The organism is Klebsiella terrigena (genome assembly GCF_006539725.1).
Lineage (GTDB): Bacteria > Pseudomonadota > Gammaproteobacteria > Enterobacterales > Enterobacteriaceae > Klebsiella > Klebsiella terrigena.
Window position 1 is genome coordinate 110,030 of sequence record NZ_BJNO01000016.1, and the last position, 19,313, is coordinate 129,342.

Genomic DNA, 19,313 nt, shown 5'->3' on the forward strand with positions numbered 1-19,313 from the left:
ACAGAACCTCTGCCAATGAATTTACAGCATCACTTTTTGATTGCCATGCCTGCGCTTCAGGACCCCATATTCCGCCGCTCCGTGGTTTATATCTGCGAGTACAACGATGACGGTGCCATGGGTATTATCGTCAACAAACCGCTGGAAAATCTGCAGATTGACGGGATCCTCGAGAAGCTGAAAATTGTCGCTGAGCCGCGCAATCCCGATATTCGTCTCGATAAGCCGGTCATGCTTGGCGGCCCGCTGGCGGAAGATCGCGGCTTTATTCTGCACTCGCCGCCCTCCGACTTCTCTTCCAGCATCCGTATTTCCGACAACACCGTGATCACCACGTCGCGAGACGTGCTGGAAACTCTCGGTACCGATAAACAGCCGAGCAACGTTCTGGTCGCGCTGGGCTACGCCTCCTGGGAAAAGGGACAGCTGGAGCAGGAGCTGCTCGATAACGCCTGGCTCACCGCCCCGGCGGATCAGAATATTTTGTTTAAAACACCGATTGCCGATCGCTGGCGTGAAGCGGCAAAACTGATTGGGATCGATATTGTGACGATGCCCGGCGTTGCGGGGCATGCGTAATGAGTGGAACCTTACTGGGCTTTGATTTTGGAACCAAAAGCATCGGCGTCGCGATTGGACAACGCATTACCGGCACCGCCCGCCCGCTTCCTGCGCTAAAAGCACAGGATGGGAAGCCGGACTGGAACGTTATCGAAAAGCTGCTGAAAGAGTGGCAGCCGGAAGCCGTTATCGTCGGCCTGCCGCTGAATATGGACGGCACCGAGCAGCCGCTAACCGCGCGCGCGCGCAACTTCGCCAATAAAATTCACGGCCGCTTCGGGGTCAAGATAACCCTGCACGATGAGCGTCTGAGCACGGTGGAAGCCCGCGCGGGGCTCTTTGAGCACGGCGGGTTTCGCGCCTTGAATAAAGGCAGCGTCGACTCAGCCTCGGCGGTGGTTATTCTGGAAAGCTACTTCGAGCAGGGTTTTTAAACCCCGACATGATGGCGCCGAGCCGGCGCCATCATCGTGACGACTTAGTGACGACCTAGTGACGGAGATGCTCGTTAGCCCAGCTCACCGCCTGAGTACGATTCTTCACGCTCAGCTTGCGAAAGACGTTATAGAGATGAGTGCGCACCGTATTCTCACTAATGAACAGCGCCCGGGCAATATCCATATTGGTCGCACCGCAGCGCAGCTCATTTAAGATCTCACATTCCCGTTCCGTCAGCGGCGAGCTTTCCACCGGCACCGATGCATGATTCGCAGCGTACATCGCCGGATGCATCACGCTCAGCTCAGCCGTCTGTTCGCCGTTCAGCACGGCCTTCACGCCCTCAATTAAACGCGAGACGTCATCGTCATGGCGGAAGACGCCGTAGAGCGCGGGCCACTGCGCCATCTCATAGAGCTCATACTTTTGTGCGCTGTTGATAATCAGCAGGCGCGGGTTCTCTGCGTGCGATCGAATAATATCTCGCCACACGCCGTTCAGTTTTTTATTCGACACGGCAATATCAAATAATATTACACAGTCTTTCGCTAAACGCTGCGTCAGGGGCTTATTGATATTATGCAGAGTCACTGCGATCGATAGGGTTTCCGCCAGTCCGCTGACAAAAGACTTACTCTGAATCGAGGGATGAGTAATAAAGATAATCTGACGAGAATGGGCGTAATTACCTGATAAATTAATCACTTAAAACTCTCCTTAGCAAACACCCACCATCATGGTGGTTAAATGAATTAAAAAAAAATCACATATTCATTAATAAACTGAAATAAGTTTACATATTAAAACAATATTTCATGGGAATCATCCTACCCCCACAAACAGCATAAGGTGAATTCATTAAAAGTGTCAAAAGATAATCTTATTTTTTTCCCATTTCTGCGAGGATAATGCCTAAGCAAATTCCTGGCACTCATTATTTTGACGTAGTCATTTACGCTTACCTATATTTAAAATCAATATCAAAGAACATTAATAAAACATTACGATAACAACAAACTGGCATGATGACTGGATATTAAACCTCCGGCTACAGGCGACCGGAGGAGACACGCTGTTGAAAACTTTGCGTAAAAGTCTGCATTCCGCTCTGCTGTCCGGTCTGCATAACGCCGGGCAGCTGATGGGTTTTACCCTCGCGGATCAAATTAGCCACCGCCGGGGTATTTACCAAAAGCTCGAATAGCGCAACTCTACCGCCAGATATATCCGGTAATAATTTTTGTGCCAGTACGGCGCATAAACTTCCCGCCAGCTGGCCGCGAACCTGCTCTTTTTCCTGAGCAGGAAAAACGTCAACCAGACGCTCCACCGCCTGCGCGGCGCCGCGGGTATGCAGCGTGGCCATCACCAGGTGCCCGGTCTCCGCAGCCGTCAGCGCCAGGCGGATGGTCTCGCTGTCGCGCAGCTCGCCCAGCAGAATGACGTCCGGGTCCTGGCGCAGCGCCACCCGCAGCGCCGCCGCAAACGACGGCGCGTGGCGGCCAATTTCACGCTGCTGGACCAGGCAGCGCTCGCTGCCATGGACAAACTCCACCGGATCTTCAAGGGTCAGGATATGGCCGTCGAGGCGCTGATTGAGATAGCCAACCATCGCCGCGAGGGTGGTCGATTTACCGCTGCCGGTCGCGCCGGTCACGAGGATCAGCCCGCTCTCTTCATTGAGCAGCTCGGCTATCGCGGCGGGAACGCAGAGCTCATCAAGCCGCGGACAGGCTTCCGGCAGCAGGCGCAGCGCCAGCGATAGCCCGCGCGTGTGGGCAAATGCGCTGGCGCGAAGGCGCGGCCCGCCGGGTAGCGCCAGCGCGAAATCAACCTGTCCGCTGGCCTGCCACTGCGCCTGCTGATCGTCATTGAGCCACTGCGCGAGTATTTTGCCGATCTCCGGCGACGTGAAGGGCGCGGGCTCCAGCCTCCCCTGACGACGCCAGCGCGGCGCCGAGGCATTGCACAGGTGTAGATCGGAGACGTTATGCTTTACACTAAGGGCCACTATTTCTTCCAGCTCCATAACTCATCCTCGGAATATGAACGATATTGCGCATAACCTGGCACAGGTCCGGGACAAAATCTCAGGCGCTGCCGCTCGCTGCGGCCGCTCGCCAGAAGAAGTTACGTTGCTTGCAGTCAGTAAAACCAAACCTGCGAGCGCGGTCGAAGAAGCGGTGGCTGCCGGTCAGGTGGCTTTCGGTGAAAACTACGTTCAGGAAGGCGTGGAAAAAATTCGCCACTTTCAGGATGCCGGGGTTCACCATCTGCAGTGGCACTTTATTGGCCCGCTGCAGTCCAACAAAAGTCGTCTGGTAGCGGAGCATTTCGACTGGTGCCACACCGTCGACCGGCTGAAGATCGCCGCCCGGCTTAGCGAGCAGCGTCCGGCGCATCTGCCGCCGCTTAACGTGTTGATTCAAATTAATATCAGCGACGAGCAAAGCAAATCAGGGATCCCACCTGAGGAGCTGGATGCGCTGGCGGCAGAGATCGATGTCCTGCCGAATCTGCAGCTACGCGGATTAATGGCCATTCCGGCCCCTGAGTCAGAGTATGTAAGGCAGTTTGCCGTCGCCCAACAAATGGCGGTAGCATTTGCGCGGCTTAAGGCGCACTACCCTGCGGTCGATACGCTGTCTCTGGGAATGTCGGATGATATGGAAGCCGCTATCGCGGCGGGAAGCACTATGGTGCGCATCGGTACCGCAATCTTCGGTGCGCGCGACTACAGCAAAAATTAAGGAATCTGAGGAACGCCATGAAGACGTTGACTTTCCTGCTTTCAACGGTCATTGAACTCTACACCATGATCATGTTGTTACGCGTCTGGATGCAGTGGGCACGCTGCGACTTTTACAACCCCTTCTCGCAGTTTGTGGTGAAGGCAACCCAGCCGGTGGTTGGGCCGCTGCGCCGTATTATCCCGGCCCTGGGGCCGCTCGACAGCGCCTCGATGCTGCTGGCCTTTATTCTCTGCGTCATCAAAGCCATCGTGCTGTTTATGGTGGTCACCTTCCAGCCAATCATCTGGATTTCCGCGCTGCTGATCCTGATTAAGACTATCGGCCTGCTGATTTTCTGGGTGCTGCTGCTGATGGCGATTATGAGCTGGGTAAGCCAGGGCCGCAGCCCGGTTGAATACGTGCTGATGCAGCTCGCCGACCCGCTGCTGCGTCCTATTCGCAAGCTGCTGCCGTCCATGGGCGGTATCGACTTCTCGCCGATGGTGCTGGTTCTGCTGCTGTACGTGATTAACATGGGCATTTCCGAGCTGCTTCAGGCGACCGGTAACGTTCTGCTTCCGGGGCTGTGGATGGCGCTATGAGTGCCGTCGAAGCCTGCGCTGACGGGCTGGTTTTGCGGCTGTATATTCAGCCCAAGGCCAGCCGTGATAGCATCGTTGGTTTACATGGCGACGAGCTCAAAGTCGCCATTACCGCCCCGCCCGTTGATGGTCAGGCAAACGCCCATCTGATTAAGTTCCTCGCCAAACAGTTTCGCGTCGCGAAAAGCCAGGTGCTTCTTGAAAAAGGCGAACTGGGCCGGCACAAGCAGATAAAAATCATTAACCCGCAACAGATCCCGACTCAGGTCGCGGCGCTGACAGAATAAGAGCCTGGCTCTAAACAGGATTAATCATGCAAAAAGTTGTTCTCGCCACCGGCAACGCCGGAAAGGTCCGCGAGCTGGCCTCGCTGCTGGAAGATTTTGGTCTGGATATCGTTGCTCAAACCGAGCTGGGAGTTGACAACGCCGAAGAAACCGGGCTGACGTTTATCGAAAACGCCATTCTGAAGGCGCGCCATGCCGCAGAGATTACCGGCCTGCCGGCGATTGCCGATGACTCCGGCCTGGCGGTCGATGCGCTCGGCGGCGCGCCGGGGATCTACTCCGCGCGCTACTCCGGCGAAGGTGCCAGCGACCAGCAGAACCTGGAAAAGCTGCTCGTTGCCCTGCACGACGTTCCCGACGATAAGCGCCAGGCGCAGTTCCACTGCGTGCTGGTCTACCTGCGCCATGCCGCAGACCCAACGCCGATTGTTTGTCACGGCAGCTGGCCCGGCGTGATTGCCCGCAGCGCGGCAGGCAGCGGCGGCTTTGGCTACGATCCTATTTTCTTTGTTCCGTCCGAGGGGAAAACCGCGGCGGAGCTGAGTCGTGAAGAAAAAAGCGCGATATCCCACCGCGGGCGCGCGCTGAAACTGTTACTGGAAGCATTACGTAATGGCTAACTTGCCACCTCTGAGCCTGTATATTCACATCCCGTGGTGCGTGCAGAAGTGCCCGTACTGCGATTTTAACTCGCACGCGTTAAAGGGCGAGGTGCCGCACGACGACTATGTGCAGCACCTGCTCAACGATCTGCGGGCCGACGCGCACTATGCTCAGGGCCGTGAAATCAGGACTATTTTTATCGGCGGCGGTACGCCTAGCCTGCTCTCCGGGCCGGCGATGCAGACGCTGCTCGACGGCGTTCGCGCCTGCCTGCCGCTGGCCGCCGACGCCGAGATAACCATGGAGGCTAACCCCGGCACCGTGGAAGCCGATCGCTTCGTTGAGTATCAGCGCGCGGGGGTCAACCGGATCTCCATCGGCGTGCAAAGCTTTAGCGAAGCAAAGCTGCAGCGTCTGGGACGTATTCACGGCCCTGGCGAGGCGAAACGCGCGGCGCATCTGGCCACCGGCCTCGGCCTGCGCAGCTTCAACCTCGACCTGATGCACGGCCTGCCGGACCAGTCGCTGGATGAAGCGCTGGACGATCTGCGCCAGGCCATTGAGCTCAACCCGCCGCACCTGTCGTGGTATCAGCTAACGATTGAGCCAAATACCCTGTTCGGCTCCCGTCCGCCGGTGCTGCCGGATGACGATGCGCTGTGGGATATTTTTGAGCAGGGGCATCAGTTGCTGACGGCGGCAGGCTATCAGCAGTATGAAACCTCCGCCTACGCCAAACCCGGCTATCAGTGTCAGCACAATCTTAACTACTGGCGCTTTGGCGACTACCTCGGCATCGGCTGCGGGGCGCACGGTAAGGTGACCTTCCCTGACGGACGCATTCTGCGTACGGCAAAAACGCGCCATCCGCGCGGCTACATGGAAGGCCGCTACCTTGAGCGCCAGCACGACGTCGAGGCGGCGGATAAGCCGTTCGAGTTCTTTATGAACCGTTTCCGCCTGCTGGAAGCCGCGCCGCGCGCCGAGTTCAGCCGCTATACCGGCCTTGATGAGAGCGTGATTCGCCCGCAAATTGCCGCCGCCATCGCCCAGGGCTACCTGGCTGAGGACGCGCACTGCTGGCAGATAACCGAGCACGGCAAGCTGTTTTTAAACTCGCTGCTGGAGCTGTTCCTGAGCGAAGATTAAGCATCCGGGCGGCCCTTCGCCGCCCGTTTTTTTCCCGCACGATCTCCTCTTCTCACCCTCGTTTTTCCCTCTGCGCTTCGGTCAAAGCACCTGCTCCTTTTTTATTCAGATCTTTGCAGCCAATCACAAATACACATCGATATTTTTCCATTTCTTGACTCCTTTTTTGCGCGGTGGTAATCCTGCTTCATCGGTTGAGCAAATGTAAAACCGAAGTATCCTACATGTGAATTATTGGTAACTCTTCTTAAAAAAGTCTTTATGACGTCGGCCCATGCCGGCGGGCTCAAGCATATAAAAAAGAGGGTAAGACAATGAATTACCGCAATGTTTTTATCGCACTTGCCACAATATCCGCCGGCATTACCGCTTCAGCACAGGCAGCGGAATCTGCCACGGTCGCCTTTTTAATGCCCGACCAGGCATCGACGCGCTACGAGCAGCATGATTTTCCGGGCTTCAAGGCGGAGATGAGCAAACTGTGCGCCGACTGCAAGGTCATTTATCAAAACGCCAACGCCAGCGCCACCCTGCAGCAGCAGCAGTTCAACTCGGTGATTGCCCAGGGCGCGAAAATCATCGTTCTCGATCCGGTGGACTCTTCCGCCGCCGCTGCGCTGGTCGCCAACGCCCAGGCGCAGGATGTCAAAGTGATCGCCTACGATCGCCCCATCCCGGCGAAACCGGCAGATTTCTACGTCTCGTTTGATAACGAAGGGATTGGCTATGCCATCTCTAAATCCTTAACCAGCCATCTGAAAGAGAGCGGCGTGCCGCAGGATGCCGGCGTGCTGCAAATCAACGGCTCCCCTACCGACGCGGCGGCGGGACTGATCCGCGACGGTATCCACCGTGGCCTGAAGGAGTCGGGCTACAAAACCCTCGCAGAATTTGATACGCCGGAATGGGCGCCGCCTAAAGCGCAGGAGTGGGCTGCCGGGCAGATAACCCGCTTTGGTGACAAAATTAAAGGCGTGGTTGCCGCCAACGACGGCACCGGCGGCGGGGCGATTGCCGCCTTCAAAGCCGCTGGCGTACAGCCGTTACCGCCGGTCACCGGCAATGACGCCACCATCGCCGCGCTGCAGCTCATTATTGCCGGCGACCAGTACAACACCATCTCCAAACCGTCGGAAATCGTCGCGGCGGCGGCGGCGAAAGTGGCCGTTGAGTTTATTCAGGGTAAGAAGCCGCAGGCCAGCACCACCCTGTACAACACCCCTTCGCAGCTCTTCACCCCGGCGGTGATCACCGCGAAAAATATTAAAGCGGAAATCTTCGATAAAAAGATCCAAACCTACGCTCAGGTTTGTACCGGCGAATACGCCGCAGCCTGCCAGAAGTTAGGCATCGAAAAGTAATTTTGCCCACGCGCCCGTCATCCAACGGCGGGCGTAGTTTCGCAATAGTTGAGGTCTCTTCCATGTCGCAAGAACAAGAGAAAATATCCACGGCCGGGCAGCCGATCCTGAAGCTCAGCAACGTCTCTAAACACTTTGGTGCCGTCTGCGCCCTGGCGGATATCGAGCTGGAGGTCCATGCCGGTGAAGTGGTGGCGCTGGTGGGCGATAACGGCGCGGGAAAATCTACGCTGGTCAAAATCCTCGCCGGCGTGCATCAGCCCACCGACGGCACCATTGAGTTCGACGGCAGGGTCGTCACGCTTGATAGCCCGGGAAAAGCGCTGGAATACGGCATAGCCACGGTTTTTCAGGATTTAGCCCTGTGCGAAAACCTGGACGTGGTGGCCAACCTGTTTTTAGGCCAGGAGATCTCGCCTTTACAGCTGGATGAGGTCGCCATGGAGGTGCGGGCGTGGACGCTGCTGCAGGAGCTGGCGGCCCGAATTCCGTCGGTGCGCGAACCCATCGCCTCGCTCTCCGGCGGCCAGCGCCAAACCGTCGCCATTGCCCGCTCCCTGCTGATGAATCCAAAAATCATCATGCTGGATGAGCCAACCGCCGCCCTCGGCGTCGCCCAGACGGCGGAAGTGCTCAACCTGATCGAGCGCGTTCGCGAACGCGGCCTCGGCGTCATTATTATCAGCCATAACATGGAAGACGTGCGCGCGGTTGCCGATCGCATCGTGGTGCTGCGCCTCGGACGTAATAAGGGGATCTTCACCCCCGACGCGTCCAACCAGGATCTGGTCGCCGCCATTACCGGCGCAACGGAAAATGCCGTGTCGCGCCGCGTTGAACGTAAATCACAGTTAAGTTCTTCGGGAGTGATTTAATTTTATGAACAGCAAGACAGAATCCCGCCCGGCCCTGGATCGCAGCGATGAGCGCGTCCAGCACAACGATGGTCTGTTCGGCGTGGTGCGTGCGCAAATCAACCGTATCAAGACCGGCGATCTTGGCACCGCCCCGGTGATTGCCGGGCTGATCGTTATCTCCCTGGTGTTTACCTGGCTCAACCCGGTGTTTATTGCGCCGAATAACCTGGTTAACCTGCTTTTTGACTGCGCCACCGTAGGCTTTATCTCGCTGGGGATCGTCTGCGTGCTGATGCTGGGCGAAATCGACCTTTCCGTCGGCTCGATGAGCGGTCTGGCCTCGGCGATTGTCGGCGTCCTGTGGGTCAACACGGGCTGGCCGGTCGCCGCGGCTATTGGCGTCGCGCTGCTGTGCGGTATCGCCGTCGGCCTGATTTACGCCCTGCTCTACAACCGCGTCGGGATGCCGAGCTTCGTGGCGACGCTCGCCGGCCTGCTGGCGCTGCTCGGGATGCAGCTGTACATTCTCGGCCCCAGCGGCAGCATCAACCTGCCCTACGCTTCGCCGCTGGTTCGCTTCGGCCAGCTGATGGTCATGCCGGACTGGTTCTCGCATACCATGGCGCTTCTGCCCGGCCTGGCGCTGCTGACGTTTGGCCTTAAAACCCGCGTACGGCGCCTGCAGGCTAACCTCTCCGCGGAGTCCGTCAGCTCGCTGCTGCTGCGCGCGGTGCTGCTGACGGTGATTTTTGAGGCCGCCGTTTTCTACCTCAACCTGGGTCGCGGCGTGCCGTGGATTTTCGGTCTGTTTGTCGCGGCGGCGATGGTGCTCAACTATGCGCTGAAGCGGACAAAATGGGGACGCTCGATGTTTGCGGTCGGCGGCAACCGCGAGGCCGCGCGTCGTTCGGGGATTAACGTCAGGGCCATTTACGTCAGCGCCTTTGTGCTCTGCGCGACGCTGGCAACGTTCGGGGGGATTCTGGCGGCTTCACGCCTGGCCTCAGCCAGCCAGCAGGCCGGTACCGGCGACGTTAACCTCAACGCCATCGCCGCGGCGGTGATCGGCGGCACCAGCCTGTTTGGCGGGCGCGGTAGCGCCTGGTCCGCACTGCTGGGGATCATCGTGATTCAGTCGATTTCGAACGGTCTGACGCTGCTGAATCTGCCCTCATCGCTGCGCTATATCATTACCGGCTGCGTGCTGGCGATTGCGGTGATTATCGACTCACTGGCCCGCCGCTCGCGCGTATCGCACGGACGTGCCTAATCGGGACGATTAAAGAGAATAGTGCGCGGCTCGGGCGTTACGGGCCGCGCAATGAATAGGTTATTTCAGTGAACTCACCAGCGTCTTGCGGCTATCTTCAAGGGAAACCACCCGGCTGCAGACGTCTTTGCCGAACTGCTGGAAATCCGCTTCCTGGTTCTTCCACTCTTCCTGAATCGCCGTTTGCAGGCCGCCAAGGCTGCCGAGGATCCCCTGCAGCGGGTTACCGCCGCCCTTGAGAACCGCCTTCGCGCCCATTTCGTTAATGCTGTCCTGCAGGATGCCGCCCATCGCCTGATTGACCAGCTGCTGGCCGTCGGCGCGGACCTGATCGATCGCTTTATAATGGAAGGTCAGCCCATCGCTGCGGCGTTCAATAATACGATTCATCTGCGTTTTTAGCTGCGCGTCCAGCTTGGTCAGACGACCGTGCATGCTGCTGCTGGTTCCCACCTGTTCGGTGATGATTTTATCCAGCGCCTTGCGGCCTTTTTCAACCCGCGCGCGGGCGCCGTCGTCAATCCACAGCAGGCTGCTGCGCAGGCCGGCCTGATAATCCTGAGCCTGCTCGCGCTGGGCCGCGTTCAGGGAATACTGTTTTCCGTTATAGGTCAGGCTGCCGTCCGGCATAATCACCAGATCGCCGTTCTCCCCTTTCACCTGCACCTTCTGCGGGCTGAGGATCACGTCGTCGCGCGGCGTGACGCTACACTGGTAGTCCGCATGCGCGGTCAAAGCGGTGACGGACAGCGCCACCGCCAGCAGCGTTTTGCGCATCATAAAGCTCCCTTCAGACAAAACGGGTCGGCAATTGCCGACCCTCGTCAAACTTAGTCCCACCAGATGTCAAAAAGTTCGCTGGTGCGCACGTCAGCAAGCTGACGCTCTTCCAGCCACTTGCGGACAATAGCCTGATGCTCTTCGGTACATTTACCGATTTCCTGCAGGCAGATCAGACCTTCCCAGGAGAGGTAGCCGCTGCCGTCAAACGCCAGCTTGTTCGGCTCGATCACTTCATTGATCAGGTCATTCACGGTCTGGTCGATATGCTCTTCGCTGCTCCCATCCGGGAAACGCCAGGCGACGGAGAAGCCCACTTCCTGAAACTCGTCGATATGCATTTTCTTACGCAGACGACGGCTACGATTCTTTGCCATTATTTCACCCTCTCGAACATTAAGTCCCATACGCCGTGGCCAAGACGATGGCCACGCTGTTCAAATTTGGTTACCGGGCGCGATTCCGGGCGCGGTACATAGTCGTTGCTTTCCGAGCGGTTGCGGTAGCCGTCGAGCGACGACATCACTTCCAGCATATGCTCGGCATACTGTTCCCAGTCGGTCGCCATATGGAAGACGCCGCCGAGCTTGAGCTTGCTTTTAACCAGTTCAGCAAACGGCGCCTGCACGATGCGGCGTTTATTATGCCGCGCTTTATGCCACGGGTCCGGGAAAAAGAGCTGCACCATATTAAGGGAGTTATCCGCGATCATGGTGTGCAGAACTTCGACCGCATCGTGACACATCACGCGCAGGTTTTGTACACCCTCTTCCTCAGCGGAAGCAAGGCACGCCCCGACGCCCGGAGAGTGTACTTCAATACCGAGGAAATTCTGCTCCGGTTTCGCCTTGGCCATCGCTACCAGCGAGGAGCCCATGCCAAAACCGATCTCTAAGGTGACCGGCGCCTCGCGGCCAAACAGCGAAGCTAAATCAAGCGGCGCATCGGTGAACTCAACGCCCATCACCGGCCAGATATTATCCAACGCGTGCTGTTGCCCTTTGGTCAGGCGGCCCTGGCGGCGGACGAAGCTACGAATGCGGCGCAGAGGGCGGCCGTTTTCATCAAACTCCGGAGATATGACGTCGTTTTTCATAAAGGTTAGGTCTGCTTGTGAATGTGTTCGGAAAACGGGCATTATCCAAAGTTACCCGACGGATGCAAGGGTTTACAGCCTCTCGCCCTTGTGCTGCAATCTGCCACCCTGTTATCGCAATTCCGGAGCTGCAGCTTTGACTTTTCTCGCCGCGCAATTTTCAGCCCAGGTGCTGGAGTGGTACGACAAATACGGGCGTAAAACCCTGCCATGGCAAATCGGCAAAACGCCCTACAAAGTATGGCTCTCCGAGGTGATGTTGCAACAAACGCAGGTGGCAACGGTAATCCCTTATTTTGAACGCTTTATGGCGCGTTTCCCAACGGTTATCGATCTGGCCAACGCCCCGCTGGACGAAGTCCTGCATCTGTGGACCGGCCTCGGCTACTACGCACGGGCGCGTAATTTACATAAGGCGGCGCAGCAGGTGGCCAACCAGCACGGCGGCGAATTCCCGCAGACCTTTGACGAAGTGGCCGCCCTGCCCGGAGTCGGACGCTCGACGGCGGGCGCCATTTTATCGCTCTCTCTTGGTAAGCATTTTCCGATTCTCGACGGCAACGTGAAGCGCGTGCTGGCCCGCTGCTATGCGGTCAGCGGCTGGCCGGGAAAAAAAGAGGTAGAGAAGCAGCTTTGGGGGATTAGCGAAGAGGTGACGCCGGCCAAAGGGGTCGAACGTTTTAACCAGGCGATGATGGATCTGGGGGCGATCGTCTGCACCCGCTCGAAGCCTAAATGCGAGCTGTGCCCGCTGAATAACGGCTGCGAGGCCTACGCCAATAATTCATGGACTCAATATCCCGGCAGGAAACCGAAGCAAACTATTCCGCAACGCACCGGCTATTTTCTGCTGATGCAGCACGGCGACGAGGTGTTTCTCGCCCAGCGGCCGCCGGTAGGGCTGTGGGGCGGATTATTCTGTTTTCCGCAGTTTGAAGATGAAGAGACGCTGCGCGAGTGGCTGGCACAGCGGCAGATTCAGGCCGATAATCTGACGCAGCTGACCGCGTTTCGCCACACTTTCAGCCATTTCCACCTGGATATTGTGCCGATGTGGCTTACAGTGCACTCATCAGGCGCATGCATGGATGAAGCTGGCGCACTCTGGTATAACTTAGCGCAGCCGCCGTCAGTCGGTCTGGCGGCTCCCGTGGAACGCCTGTTGCAACAGCTTAAGGCCGGGGCGCTGGTATAGCGTTCAGGCCAATTAAAGAGGATTAATCATGAGCAGAACTATTTTTTGTACTTTCCTGCAGCGCGAAGCGGATGGCCAGGATTTCCAGCTCTACCCGGGCGATCTCGGCAAACGCATCTATAACGAGATCTCCAAAGAAGCCTGGGCCCAGTGGCAGCACAAACAGACCATGCTGATCAACGAGCAGAAGCTCAACATGATGAACGTAGAGCACCGCAAACTGCTTGAGCAGGAGATGATTCAGTTCCTGTTTGAAGGGAAGGATGTGCATATCGAAGGCTATACGCCGCCGGAAAAACGGTAAGAGCCTGACGGCTTTTACCACCACCAACACAACGCACACTCCCGGAATGATGAAAAAATATTTAGCGCTAGCGCTCATTGCGCCTTTGCTCGTTTCGTGTTCCAGCTCGAATAAAAAGGGCGCCGGGTATGACGAAGCGTGGGTAAAGGACACCAACGGTTTCGATATCCTGATGGGCCAGTTCGCCCACAACGTCGAAAATATTTGGGGTTATAACGAAGTCCTGCTCGCCGGGCCGAAAGACTACGTTAAATATACCGACGGTTATCAGACCCGTAGCCACATCAACTTTGATGAGGGTACCATTACCGTCGAGACTATCGCCGGTACCGATCCCACCGGCCGTCTTCGTCAGACCATCATCAAAACGCTGCTGATGGGCGACGATCCGGGCTCCATTGACCTCTACTCCGACACCGACGATATCCAGATTTCGAAAGAGCCGTTCCTCTACGGTCAGGTGGTGGACAATCACGGCGATCCGATTCGCTGGGAGTGGCGCGCGTCGCGTTACGCCGACTATCTGCTGCAGACGCGGCTGAAGAGCCGCAGCAACGGCCTGCGGATCATTTACAGCATCACCATCAACCTGGTGCCGAACCACCTCGATAAGCGCGCGCATAAGTATATCGGTATGGTGCGCCAGTCGGCGCGGAAGTACGGCATTGACGAGTCGCTGATCCTGGCGATTATGCAGACCGAATCCTCCTTTAACCCTTACGCCGTCAGCCATGCCGACGCGCTGGGCCTGATGCAGGTCGTCCAGCACAGCGCCGGGAAAGACGTTTTCCGCTCCCAGGGGAGATCGGGCCTACCGAGCCGCAGCTTCCTGTTCGATCCGGCCAATAATATCGACACCGGCACCGCGTATCTGGCGATGTTGAACAACGTCTACCTCGCCGGCATCGACAACCCTACCTCGCGACGCTACGCGGTGATCACCGCCTATAACGGCGGCGCGGGGAGCGTACTGCGGGTCTTCTCCAGCGATAAGGTTCAGGCGGCCAATATCATTAACAGCATGACGCCGGGCGACGTCTACACGACGCTCACCACCCGCCACCCCTCAGGGGAATCCCGCCGCTACCTGTATAAAGTCAACACGGCGCAGAAGTCCTACCGCCGCAAATAGGGTCTTTACCCTCTACCCGGCTCTCGGCACGCGCGAGAGCCGGGATCGTCCCGTGCCATTTCACCGTGCGCCATACGAAAACGTTATTTGCATCACAATCTAATCTGCAAATTAATATGGATTGCATTTATTTGCGGAAGGTAACAAAACATGATGCCGCTTGCTGATAGAATTTCATCAAATCGTAGTCCTGAATGTAACCATAACAACAGCTCCCCCGCTTACTCGTGAGGAAAATAACATGAACCTTAAGCTGCAGCTTAAAATATTGTCGTTTCTGCAGTTCTGCCTGTGGGGTAGTTGGCTGACTACGCTAGGCTCCTATATGTTTGTGACGCTTAAGTTTGACGGAGCGTCGATCGGTGCCGTTTACAGCTCGTTGGGTATTGCGGCCGTGTTTATGCCCACGCTGCTGGGTATCGTGGCGGATAAGTGGATCAGCGCCAAGTGGGTCTATGCGCTATGTCATCTGGTCGGGGCTGGGACGCTGTTTATGGCGGCCCAGGTCACCACGCCGGGCGAGATGTTCCTGGTTATTCTCCTCAACTCGCTGGCCTATATGCCAACGCTGGGGCTGATTAACACCATTTCCTACTATCGTCTGAAATCCGCCGGCATGGATATCGTCACCGATTTCCCGCCTATCCGTATCTGGGGAACCATCGGTTTTATCATGGCGATGTGGGCCGTCAGCTTCGCCGGCTTCGAGCTAAGCCATATGCAGCTTTATATCGGCGCAACGCTCTCCGTCGTGCTGGCGCTGTTCACCCTGACGCTGCCGCATATCCCGGTCTCTAACCAGCAGAAAAACCAGAGCTGGAGCACCATGCTGGGCCTGGACGCATTTGCCCTGTTCAAAAACAAACGGATGGCGATTTTCTTTATCTTCTCCATGCTGTTAGGCGCAGAGCTGCAGATCACCAACATGTTCGGTAATACCTTCCTGCACAGCTTCGACAATAACCCACTCTTCGCGGGCAGCTTTATTGTCGAGCATGCGTCGGTAATGATGTCGATTTCCCAGATCTCAGAAACCCTGTTTATTCTGACCATTCCGTTCTTCCTGAGCCGCTACGGCATCAAGAACGTCATGCTGATCAGTATCGTGGCGTGGATGCTGCGCTTCGGCCTGTTCGCCTATGGCGACCCATCGCCGTTCGGCACCGTGCTGCTGGTTCTGTCGATGATTGTCTACGGCTGCGCCTTCGACTTCTTCAACATCTCGGGTTCAGTGTTTGTCGAGAAAGAGGTAAGACCGGAAATTCGCGCCAGCGCCCAGGGGATGTTCCTGATGATGACCAACGGCTTCGGCTGTATTCTTGGCGGCGTGGTGAGTGGGAAAGTGGTGGAGATGTATACCACCAACGGTATCACCAACTGGCAGCCGGTATGGCTTATCTTCGCCGGATACTCGCTGGTTCTGGCCTTCGCCTTCGTCGCGCTGTTTAAATACAAGCACGTCAGACAGCCTGCCGCCGTCCAGCAGAGCGCCTGATAGCAGCCCGGCGCCGCGACGCCTGCCGGGCTACAAAACGCCACGCCCCGCGCTCGCGCCGGGGCGTTTTTTTATGCCTTCAGCACGTTGCCGTACAGCCGCTTAATGCCGTCAGGATCCGTTTCGCTGTAGACGCCCTGCAGCTCCGGCGAGAAGCCGGGCAGCATATTGACGCCCTCCTCCAGCGCGAGGAAGTAGCGCAGCACCGCTCCGCCCCACACTTCGCCCGGCACCACGCACAGCACCCCCGGCGGATACGGCAGCGCCCCCTCAGCCGCCACGCGGCCTTCGGCCTCGCTCAGGCGCACGAGATCAACGTTACCGCGGATAAACTCGCGGTTCGCGTCCTGCGGATTCATCACCACCCGCGGGAAGCTCCGCTTGCGGAACATCTCTTTTTGCAGATCCTTAACGTCGAAACTGACGTACAGATCGTGCATCTCCTGGCACAGCTCGCGGATAGTGTAATCACGATAGCGCACCGGATACTTGTTAAAGATGGTCGGCAGCACGTCGGCCAGCGGGGTATCGGCTTCGATATGCTGTTCAAACTGCGCCAGCATCGCCACCAGCTGCGCCATTTTTTCAGCGCTCTCGGCCGGGGTCAGCAGGAACAGAATCGAGTTCAGATCGCACTTCTCGGGCACAATGCCGTTCTCTCGCAGGTAGTGCGCCAGAATCGTCGCCGGGATCCCGAAGTCGGTATACTCGCCGCTTTGCGCGTCAATGCCCGGCGTGGTCAGCAGCAGCTTGCAGGGATCAACGAAGTACTGATCGCCCGCATAGCCCTCAAAGCCGTGCCAGCTGGCGCCCGGCTCAAAGCTGAAGAAGCGCCGCTCGCGGGCGATGGCTTCGGTCGGATGATCCTGCCACGGACGCCCGGCCACCGTCGGCGGAACAAAGGGCTGAATCATCTTACAGCGGGCAAGGATCGCCTTACGCGCTTCGATACCCAGCGCCACGCACTCTGCCCACAGCCGGCGGCCGCTTTCGCCTTCATGAATTTTGGCATTCACGTCGAGCGCCGCAAACAGCGGGTAAAACGGGCTGGTTGACGCGTGCAGCATAAAGGCGTTATTCAACCGCTTGTGCGGGCAGAATCGTGCCTGACCGCGCAGGTGGTTATCCTTCTTGTGGATCTGCGACGTTTGCGAGAAGCCGGCCTGCTGTTTGTGCACCGACTGGGTGACAAAAATGCCCGGGTCTTCCGGCGTCAGATCGAGCAGCAGCGGCGAACAGTCGGCCATCATCGGAATAAACTGCTCGTAGCCGACCCAGGCGGAATCAAACAGGATGTAGTCGCACAGGCGGCCAATCTTATCCACCACCTGACGGGCGTTGTAGACGGTCCCGTCGTAGGTACCAAGCTGAATCACCGCCAGGCGGAACGGCCGCGGCGCATCGGCCTTCTCCGGCGCCACTTCACGGATCAGGTTGCGCAGATAGCCTTCATCGAAGCAGTGGTCATCGATGCCGCCGATAAAGCCGAACGGGTTGCGCGAGGCCTCCAGGTAGACCGGCGTGGCCCCGGCCTGAATCAGCGCGCCGTGGTGGTTGGATTTGTGGTTATTACGATCAAACAGCACCAGGTCGTCGCGGGTGAGCAGCGCGTTGCTGACCACCTTATTCGCCGCCGAGGTGCCGTTAAGGACGAAATAGGTTTTGTCGGCGTTAAACACCTTCGCCGCGAACTTCTGCGCATGCTTGGCGGAGCCTTCGTGGATCAGCAGGTCTCCCAGCTTGACGTCGGCATTGCACATATCGGCGCGGAAGACGTTCTCACCAAAGAAGTCAAAGAACTGACGGCCCGCAGGGTGTTTTTTAAAAAACGCCCCGTGCTGATGTCCCGGACAGGCAAAGGTGCTGTTGTCCATCTCGACGTACTGAGTCAGGGTATTAAAGAACGGCGGCAGCAGGTTGTCTTCATAGCGGCAGGCGGCCGCTTCCAGCTCCAGCCACTCCTGCTCTTTGCCGCTCATCACCGCCGCGACGCCGTCTGGCTTTGCCATTTCATTTTCGCTTAGCAGATAGACCGGCAGGTTAAACCCGCTACGCTTAAGTAGAGAGAGGATGCCGCTGCGGCTGTCCGCTGCGGTAATGACGACTGCCGCCACATCGGTAAAATCAGTACTGTCCAGCGCCACCACGCGACGGTGGGTGGACAGATGGGGGACCAGCTCGCAGCTGGCGGCAATGTGCATTGATTTCATTAGCGCGAATACCCGTTTCCGGAGAGTAAAAGGCCTCAGACAAGGCGTTCACGCCTTGTCCAACGAAATGTCAGGGTCCGACTGGATTCCAGCTCCGACCGCCCGACATCAGTAAAAGCAGACCGGGTCCGCTTTTACTGTTGTCCTGCAGTGAGCATACGCTGCCTTCACCGCATGAGGGCAAGAGGATCGAGACTAAGAGTAGCAAGATGAGGCGGCTTGCGCATCCGCGCACGGCGGCAATGCGTTGGTGATGCGGTCATCCCGGCGGCCTCATAGTTGAAGAGAAGAAAATTCGCGCAATAATGTCACCTTTGCCATACCCAGGCAAGATGAATTGCATATGCAGTCATACCACGGATCCACAAGCGTTTACGCCGTGACAGGTTCATAATAATGCACTTATTAGGGATAATTAACGGGAGCACACTGTGGTTACAGGGCCTTTTATTAACGCCGGTGCGGTGCTGTTAGGCGGCATTATTGGCGCACTTTTAAGCCAGAGATTGCCGGAGCGCATCCGCACATCGATGACCTCTATTTTTGGCCTCGCCTCTTTGGGTATCGGTATTTTATTAGTGATTAAATGCGCCAACCTGCCGGTGATGGTGCTCGCCACCCTGCTGGGCGCCCTGCTTGGCGAAGTGTGCAATATGGAGAAAGGGACCAACGCTTTGGTCGGCAAGCTCCAGCAGATATTCTCGCCCAAGGGCAAGCGGCGGGTTGCCGCCCATGACTCTTTTGTTCAGAGCTACGTCGCGATTATCGTGCTGTTCTGCGCCAGCGGCACCGGGATCTTCGGCGCGATGCGCGAAGGCATGACCGGCGACGCCAGTATCCTTATTGCCAAAGCGTTCCTCGACTTTTTCACCGCCACCATCTTTGCCTGTTCTCTCGGCATTGCCGTCGCGGCGATAAGCTTCCCGATGCTGGCTATTCAGCTCACCCTGGCGGCCTGCGCGGCGTTAATTATGCCTTTGACGACCCCGATGATGATGGCTGATTTCAGCGCCGTTGGCGGAATGCTGCTGCTGGCGACCGGGCTGCGCATCTGCGGTATCAAGATGTTTGCGGTGGTCAATATGCTGCCGGCGCTGGTGCTGGCCATGCCGCTATCGGCAGCCTGGAGCCTCTTTTTCGCCTGAAGGTGCGTGCTTTTAATGCAATGTGGTGATAGATTGTCCATCCTGCGTTGATTTGATGAAATTTCGTTGACGCAGCGAGGCGAATCGGTTTTAATG

The 19,313-nt window shown here is 57.4% G+C and carries 21 protein-coding genes; 15 read left to right on the top strand and 6 right to left on the bottom strand.

Features of this window, described 5'->3' with window-relative positions; translation table 11 throughout:
• Positions 1 to 15 precede the first annotated feature (15 nt).
• Complete coding sequence (locus RTE01_RS17715) at positions 16 to 579, top strand: YqgE/AlgH family protein (protein ID WP_041147199.1); 564 nt, start codon at positions 16 to 18, stop codon at positions 577 to 579.
• A complete protein-coding gene (ruvX, locus tag RTE01_RS17720; RefSeq protein ID WP_041147200.1) occupies positions 579 to 995 on the top strand; it encodes a Holliday junction resolvase RuvX in 417 nt (138 codons plus the stop codon). Before RTE01_RS17715 ends, ruvX begins: the two co-directional genes overlap by 1 nt.
• Before the next feature lie 55 nt (positions 996 to 1,050).
• Here the strand turns inward: ruvX and RTE01_RS17725 are convergent, their stop codons facing one another.
• Entirely contained in the window at positions 1,051 to 1,704 is a 654-nt protein-coding gene (locus RTE01_RS17725) for a LuxR C-terminal-related transcriptional regulator (protein ID WP_041147201.1), read from the bottom strand.
• Between the two features lie 343 nt (positions 1,705 to 2,047).
• Positions 2,048 to 3,028, bottom strand: coding sequence for a type IV pilus twitching motility protein PilT (locus RTE01_RS17730; RefSeq protein WP_041147202.1), 981 nt, complete (start codon positions 3,026 to 3,028; stop codon positions 2,048 to 2,050).
• A gap of 16 nt (positions 3,029 to 3,044) precedes the next feature.
• Between RTE01_RS17730 and RTE01_RS17735 the strand changes: the two genes are divergently transcribed.
• From RTE01_RS17735 to RTE01_RS17770, 8 genes are all read left to right on the top strand, one after another.
• The gene (locus RTE01_RS17735; RefSeq protein WP_076946670.1) at positions 3,045 to 3,749 is read left to right on the top strand and encodes a YggS family pyridoxal phosphate-dependent enzyme; all 705 of its coding nucleotides are present in this window, start codon (positions 3,045 to 3,047) and stop codon (positions 3,747 to 3,749) included.
• Positions 3,750 to 3,766: 17 nt separating this feature from the next.
• Positions 3,767 to 4,333 (top strand): YggT family protein, encoded by a 567-nt coding sequence (locus tag RTE01_RS17740; protein ID WP_041147204.1) that lies wholly within the window; start codon positions 3,767 to 3,769, stop codon positions 4,331 to 4,333.
• Positions 4,330 to 4,620 (top strand): DUF167 family protein YggU, encoded by a 291-nt coding sequence (gene yggU, locus RTE01_RS17745; protein ID WP_041147205.1) that lies wholly within the window; start codon positions 4,330 to 4,332, stop codon positions 4,618 to 4,620. Before RTE01_RS17740 ends, yggU begins: the two co-directional genes overlap by 4 nt.
• Before the next feature lie 26 nt (positions 4,621 to 4,646).
• Positions 4,647 to 5,240 (top strand): XTP/dITP diphosphatase, encoded by a 594-nt coding sequence (locus tag RTE01_RS17750; RefSeq protein ID WP_076946669.1) that lies wholly within the window; start codon positions 4,647 to 4,649, stop codon positions 5,238 to 5,240.
• Positions 5,233 to 6,372: a radical SAM family heme chaperone HemW gene (hemW, locus tag RTE01_RS17755; protein ID WP_141335227.1), complete on the top strand. Its 1,140-nt coding sequence runs from the start codon at positions 5,233 to 5,235 to the stop codon at positions 6,370 to 6,372. Before RTE01_RS17750 ends, hemW begins: the two co-directional genes overlap by 8 nt.
• Positions 6,373 to 6,686: 314 nt before the next feature.
• Positions 6,687 to 7,733 (top strand): substrate-binding domain-containing protein, encoded by a 1,047-nt coding sequence (locus RTE01_RS17760; RefSeq protein ID WP_041147208.1) that lies wholly within the window; start codon positions 6,687 to 6,689, stop codon positions 7,731 to 7,733.
• A gap of 62 nt (positions 7,734 to 7,795) precedes the next feature.
• Positions 7,796 to 8,608, top strand: a complete 813-nt coding sequence (locus RTE01_RS17765; protein ID WP_041147209.1) for an ATP-binding cassette domain-containing protein — start codon at positions 7,796 to 7,798, stop codon at positions 8,606 to 8,608.
• A gap of 4 nt (positions 8,609 to 8,612) precedes the next feature.
• Positions 8,613 to 9,860, top strand: a complete 1,248-nt coding sequence (locus RTE01_RS17770; RefSeq protein WP_141335229.1) for a sugar ABC transporter permease — start codon at positions 8,613 to 8,615, stop codon at positions 9,858 to 9,860.
• Between the two features lie 60 nt (positions 9,861 to 9,920).
• On the opposite strand, the gene RTE01_RS17775 is transcribed toward RTE01_RS17770, so the two are convergent.
• Genes RTE01_RS17775 through trmB form a run of 3 tightly spaced genes read right to left on the bottom strand, consistent with a single transcriptional unit; the run spans position 9,921 to position 11,736 of the window.
• Positions 9,921 to 10,640, bottom strand: coding sequence for a YggN family protein (locus RTE01_RS17775; RefSeq protein WP_134527742.1), 720 nt, complete (start codon positions 10,638 to 10,640; stop codon positions 9,921 to 9,923).
• A gap of 50 nt (positions 10,641 to 10,690) precedes the next feature.
• Positions 10,691 to 11,017 (bottom strand): YggL family protein, encoded by a 327-nt coding sequence (locus tag RTE01_RS17780; RefSeq protein WP_041147212.1) that lies wholly within the window; start codon positions 11,015 to 11,017, stop codon positions 10,691 to 10,693.
• Positions 11,017 to 11,736, bottom strand: a complete 720-nt coding sequence (trmB, locus tag RTE01_RS17785) for a tRNA (guanosine(46)-N7)-methyltransferase TrmB (protein WP_041147213.1) — start codon at positions 11,734 to 11,736, stop codon at positions 11,017 to 11,019. Before trmB ends, RTE01_RS17780 begins: the two co-directional genes overlap by 1 nt.
• A 136-nt stretch (positions 11,737 to 11,872) precedes the next feature.
• Between trmB and mutY the strand changes: the two genes are divergently transcribed.
• The 4 genes from mutY to RTE01_RS17805 all read left to right on the top strand — a co-directional run bounded on the left by mutY (position 11,873) and on the right by RTE01_RS17805 (position 15,862).
• A complete protein-coding gene (gene mutY, locus RTE01_RS17790) occupies positions 11,873 to 12,931 on the top strand; it encodes an A/G-specific adenine glycosylase (RefSeq protein ID WP_115191893.1) in 1,059 nt (352 codons plus the stop codon).
• A gap of 28 nt (positions 12,932 to 12,959) precedes the next feature.
• The gene (locus RTE01_RS17795) at positions 12,960 to 13,235 is read left to right on the top strand and encodes an oxidative damage protection protein (protein WP_041147215.1); all 276 of its coding nucleotides are present in this window, start codon (positions 12,960 to 12,962) and stop codon (positions 13,233 to 13,235) included.
• Between the two features lie 49 nt (positions 13,236 to 13,284).
• Complete coding sequence (mltC, locus tag RTE01_RS17800; RefSeq protein ID WP_041147216.1) at positions 13,285 to 14,367, top strand: membrane-bound lytic murein transglycosylase MltC; 1,083 nt, start codon at positions 13,285 to 13,287, stop codon at positions 14,365 to 14,367.
• Positions 14,368 to 14,608: 241 nt separating this feature from the next.
• Complete coding sequence (locus RTE01_RS17805; protein WP_041147217.1) at positions 14,609 to 15,862, top strand: nucleoside permease; 1,254 nt, start codon at positions 14,609 to 14,611, stop codon at positions 15,860 to 15,862.
• Between the two features lie 71 nt (positions 15,863 to 15,933).
• Here RTE01_RS17805 and RTE01_RS17810 read toward each other — a convergent pair whose 3' ends face one another.
• Positions 15,934 to 18,072, bottom strand: a complete 2,139-nt coding sequence (locus RTE01_RS17810) for an ornithine decarboxylase (RefSeq protein ID WP_123551947.1) — start codon at positions 18,070 to 18,072, stop codon at positions 15,934 to 15,936.
• Between the two features lie 431 nt (positions 18,073 to 18,503).
• On the opposite strand from RTE01_RS17810, the gene RTE01_RS17815 reads away from it, so the two are divergent.
• Positions 18,504 to 19,217, top strand: a complete 714-nt coding sequence (locus RTE01_RS17815) for a DUF554 domain-containing protein (RefSeq protein ID WP_134527748.1) — start codon at positions 18,504 to 18,506, stop codon at positions 19,215 to 19,217.
• Positions 19,218 to 19,313 lie beyond the last annotated feature (96 nt).

Excerpts from the sequence above, each read along its gene's own strand:
- RTE01_RS17805 (WP_041147217.1), top strand. The coding sequence starts at position 14,609 with ATGAACCTTAAGCTGCAGCTTAAAATATTGTCGTTTCTGCAGTTCTGC.
- ruvX (WP_041147200.1), top strand. The coding sequence starts at position 579 with ATGAGTGGAACCTTACTGGGCTTTGATTTTGGAACCAAAAGCATCGGC.
- mltC (WP_041147216.1), top strand. The coding sequence starts at position 13,285 with ATGAAAAAATATTTAGCGCTAGCGCTCATTGCGCCTTTGCTCGTTTCG.
- RTE01_RS17775 (WP_134527742.1), bottom strand. The coding sequence starts at position 10,640 with ATGATGCGCAAAACGCTGCTGGCGGTGGCGCTGTCCGTCACCGCTTTG.
- RTE01_RS17780 (WP_041147212.1), bottom strand. The coding sequence starts at position 11,017 with ATGGCAAAGAATCGTAGCCGTCGTCTGCGTAAGAAAATGCATATCGAC.
- RTE01_RS17770 (WP_141335229.1), top strand. The coding sequence starts at position 8,613 with ATGAACAGCAAGACAGAATCCCGCCCGGCCCTGGATCGCAGCGATGAG.
- RTE01_RS17730 (WP_041147202.1), bottom strand. The coding sequence starts at position 3,028 with ATGGAGCTGGAAGAAATAGTGGCCCTTAGTGTAAAGCATAACGTCTCC.
- RTE01_RS17760 (WP_041147208.1), top strand. The coding sequence starts at position 6,687 with ATGAATTACCGCAATGTTTTTATCGCACTTGCCACAATATCCGCCGGC.
- RTE01_RS17750 (WP_076946669.1), top strand. The coding sequence starts at position 4,647 with ATGCAAAAAGTTGTTCTCGCCACCGGCAACGCCGGAAAGGTCCGCGAG.
- RTE01_RS17735 (WP_076946670.1), top strand. The coding sequence starts at position 3,045 with ATGAACGATATTGCGCATAACCTGGCACAGGTCCGGGACAAAATCTCA.
- hemW (WP_141335227.1), top strand. The coding sequence starts at position 5,233 with ATGGCTAACTTGCCACCTCTGAGCCTGTATATTCACATCCCGTGGTGC.
- RTE01_RS17810 (WP_123551947.1), bottom strand. The coding sequence starts at position 18,072 with ATGAAATCAATGCACATTGCCGCCAGCTGCGAGCTGGTCCCCCATCTG.
- trmB (WP_041147213.1), bottom strand. The coding sequence starts at position 11,736 with ATGAAAAACGACGTCATATCTCCGGAGTTTGATGAAAACGGCCGCCCT.
- RTE01_RS17740 (WP_041147204.1), top strand. The coding sequence starts at position 3,767 with ATGAAGACGTTGACTTTCCTGCTTTCAACGGTCATTGAACTCTACACC.
- RTE01_RS17795 (WP_041147215.1), top strand. The coding sequence starts at position 12,960 with ATGAGCAGAACTATTTTTTGTACTTTCCTGCAGCGCGAAGCGGATGGC.
- RTE01_RS17765 (WP_041147209.1), top strand. The coding sequence starts at position 7,796 with ATGTCGCAAGAACAAGAGAAAATATCCACGGCCGGGCAGCCGATCCTG.
- RTE01_RS17715 (WP_041147199.1), top strand. The coding sequence starts at position 16 with ATGAATTTACAGCATCACTTTTTGATTGCCATGCCTGCGCTTCAGGAC.
- yggU (WP_041147205.1), top strand. The coding sequence starts at position 4,330 with ATGAGTGCCGTCGAAGCCTGCGCTGACGGGCTGGTTTTGCGGCTGTAT.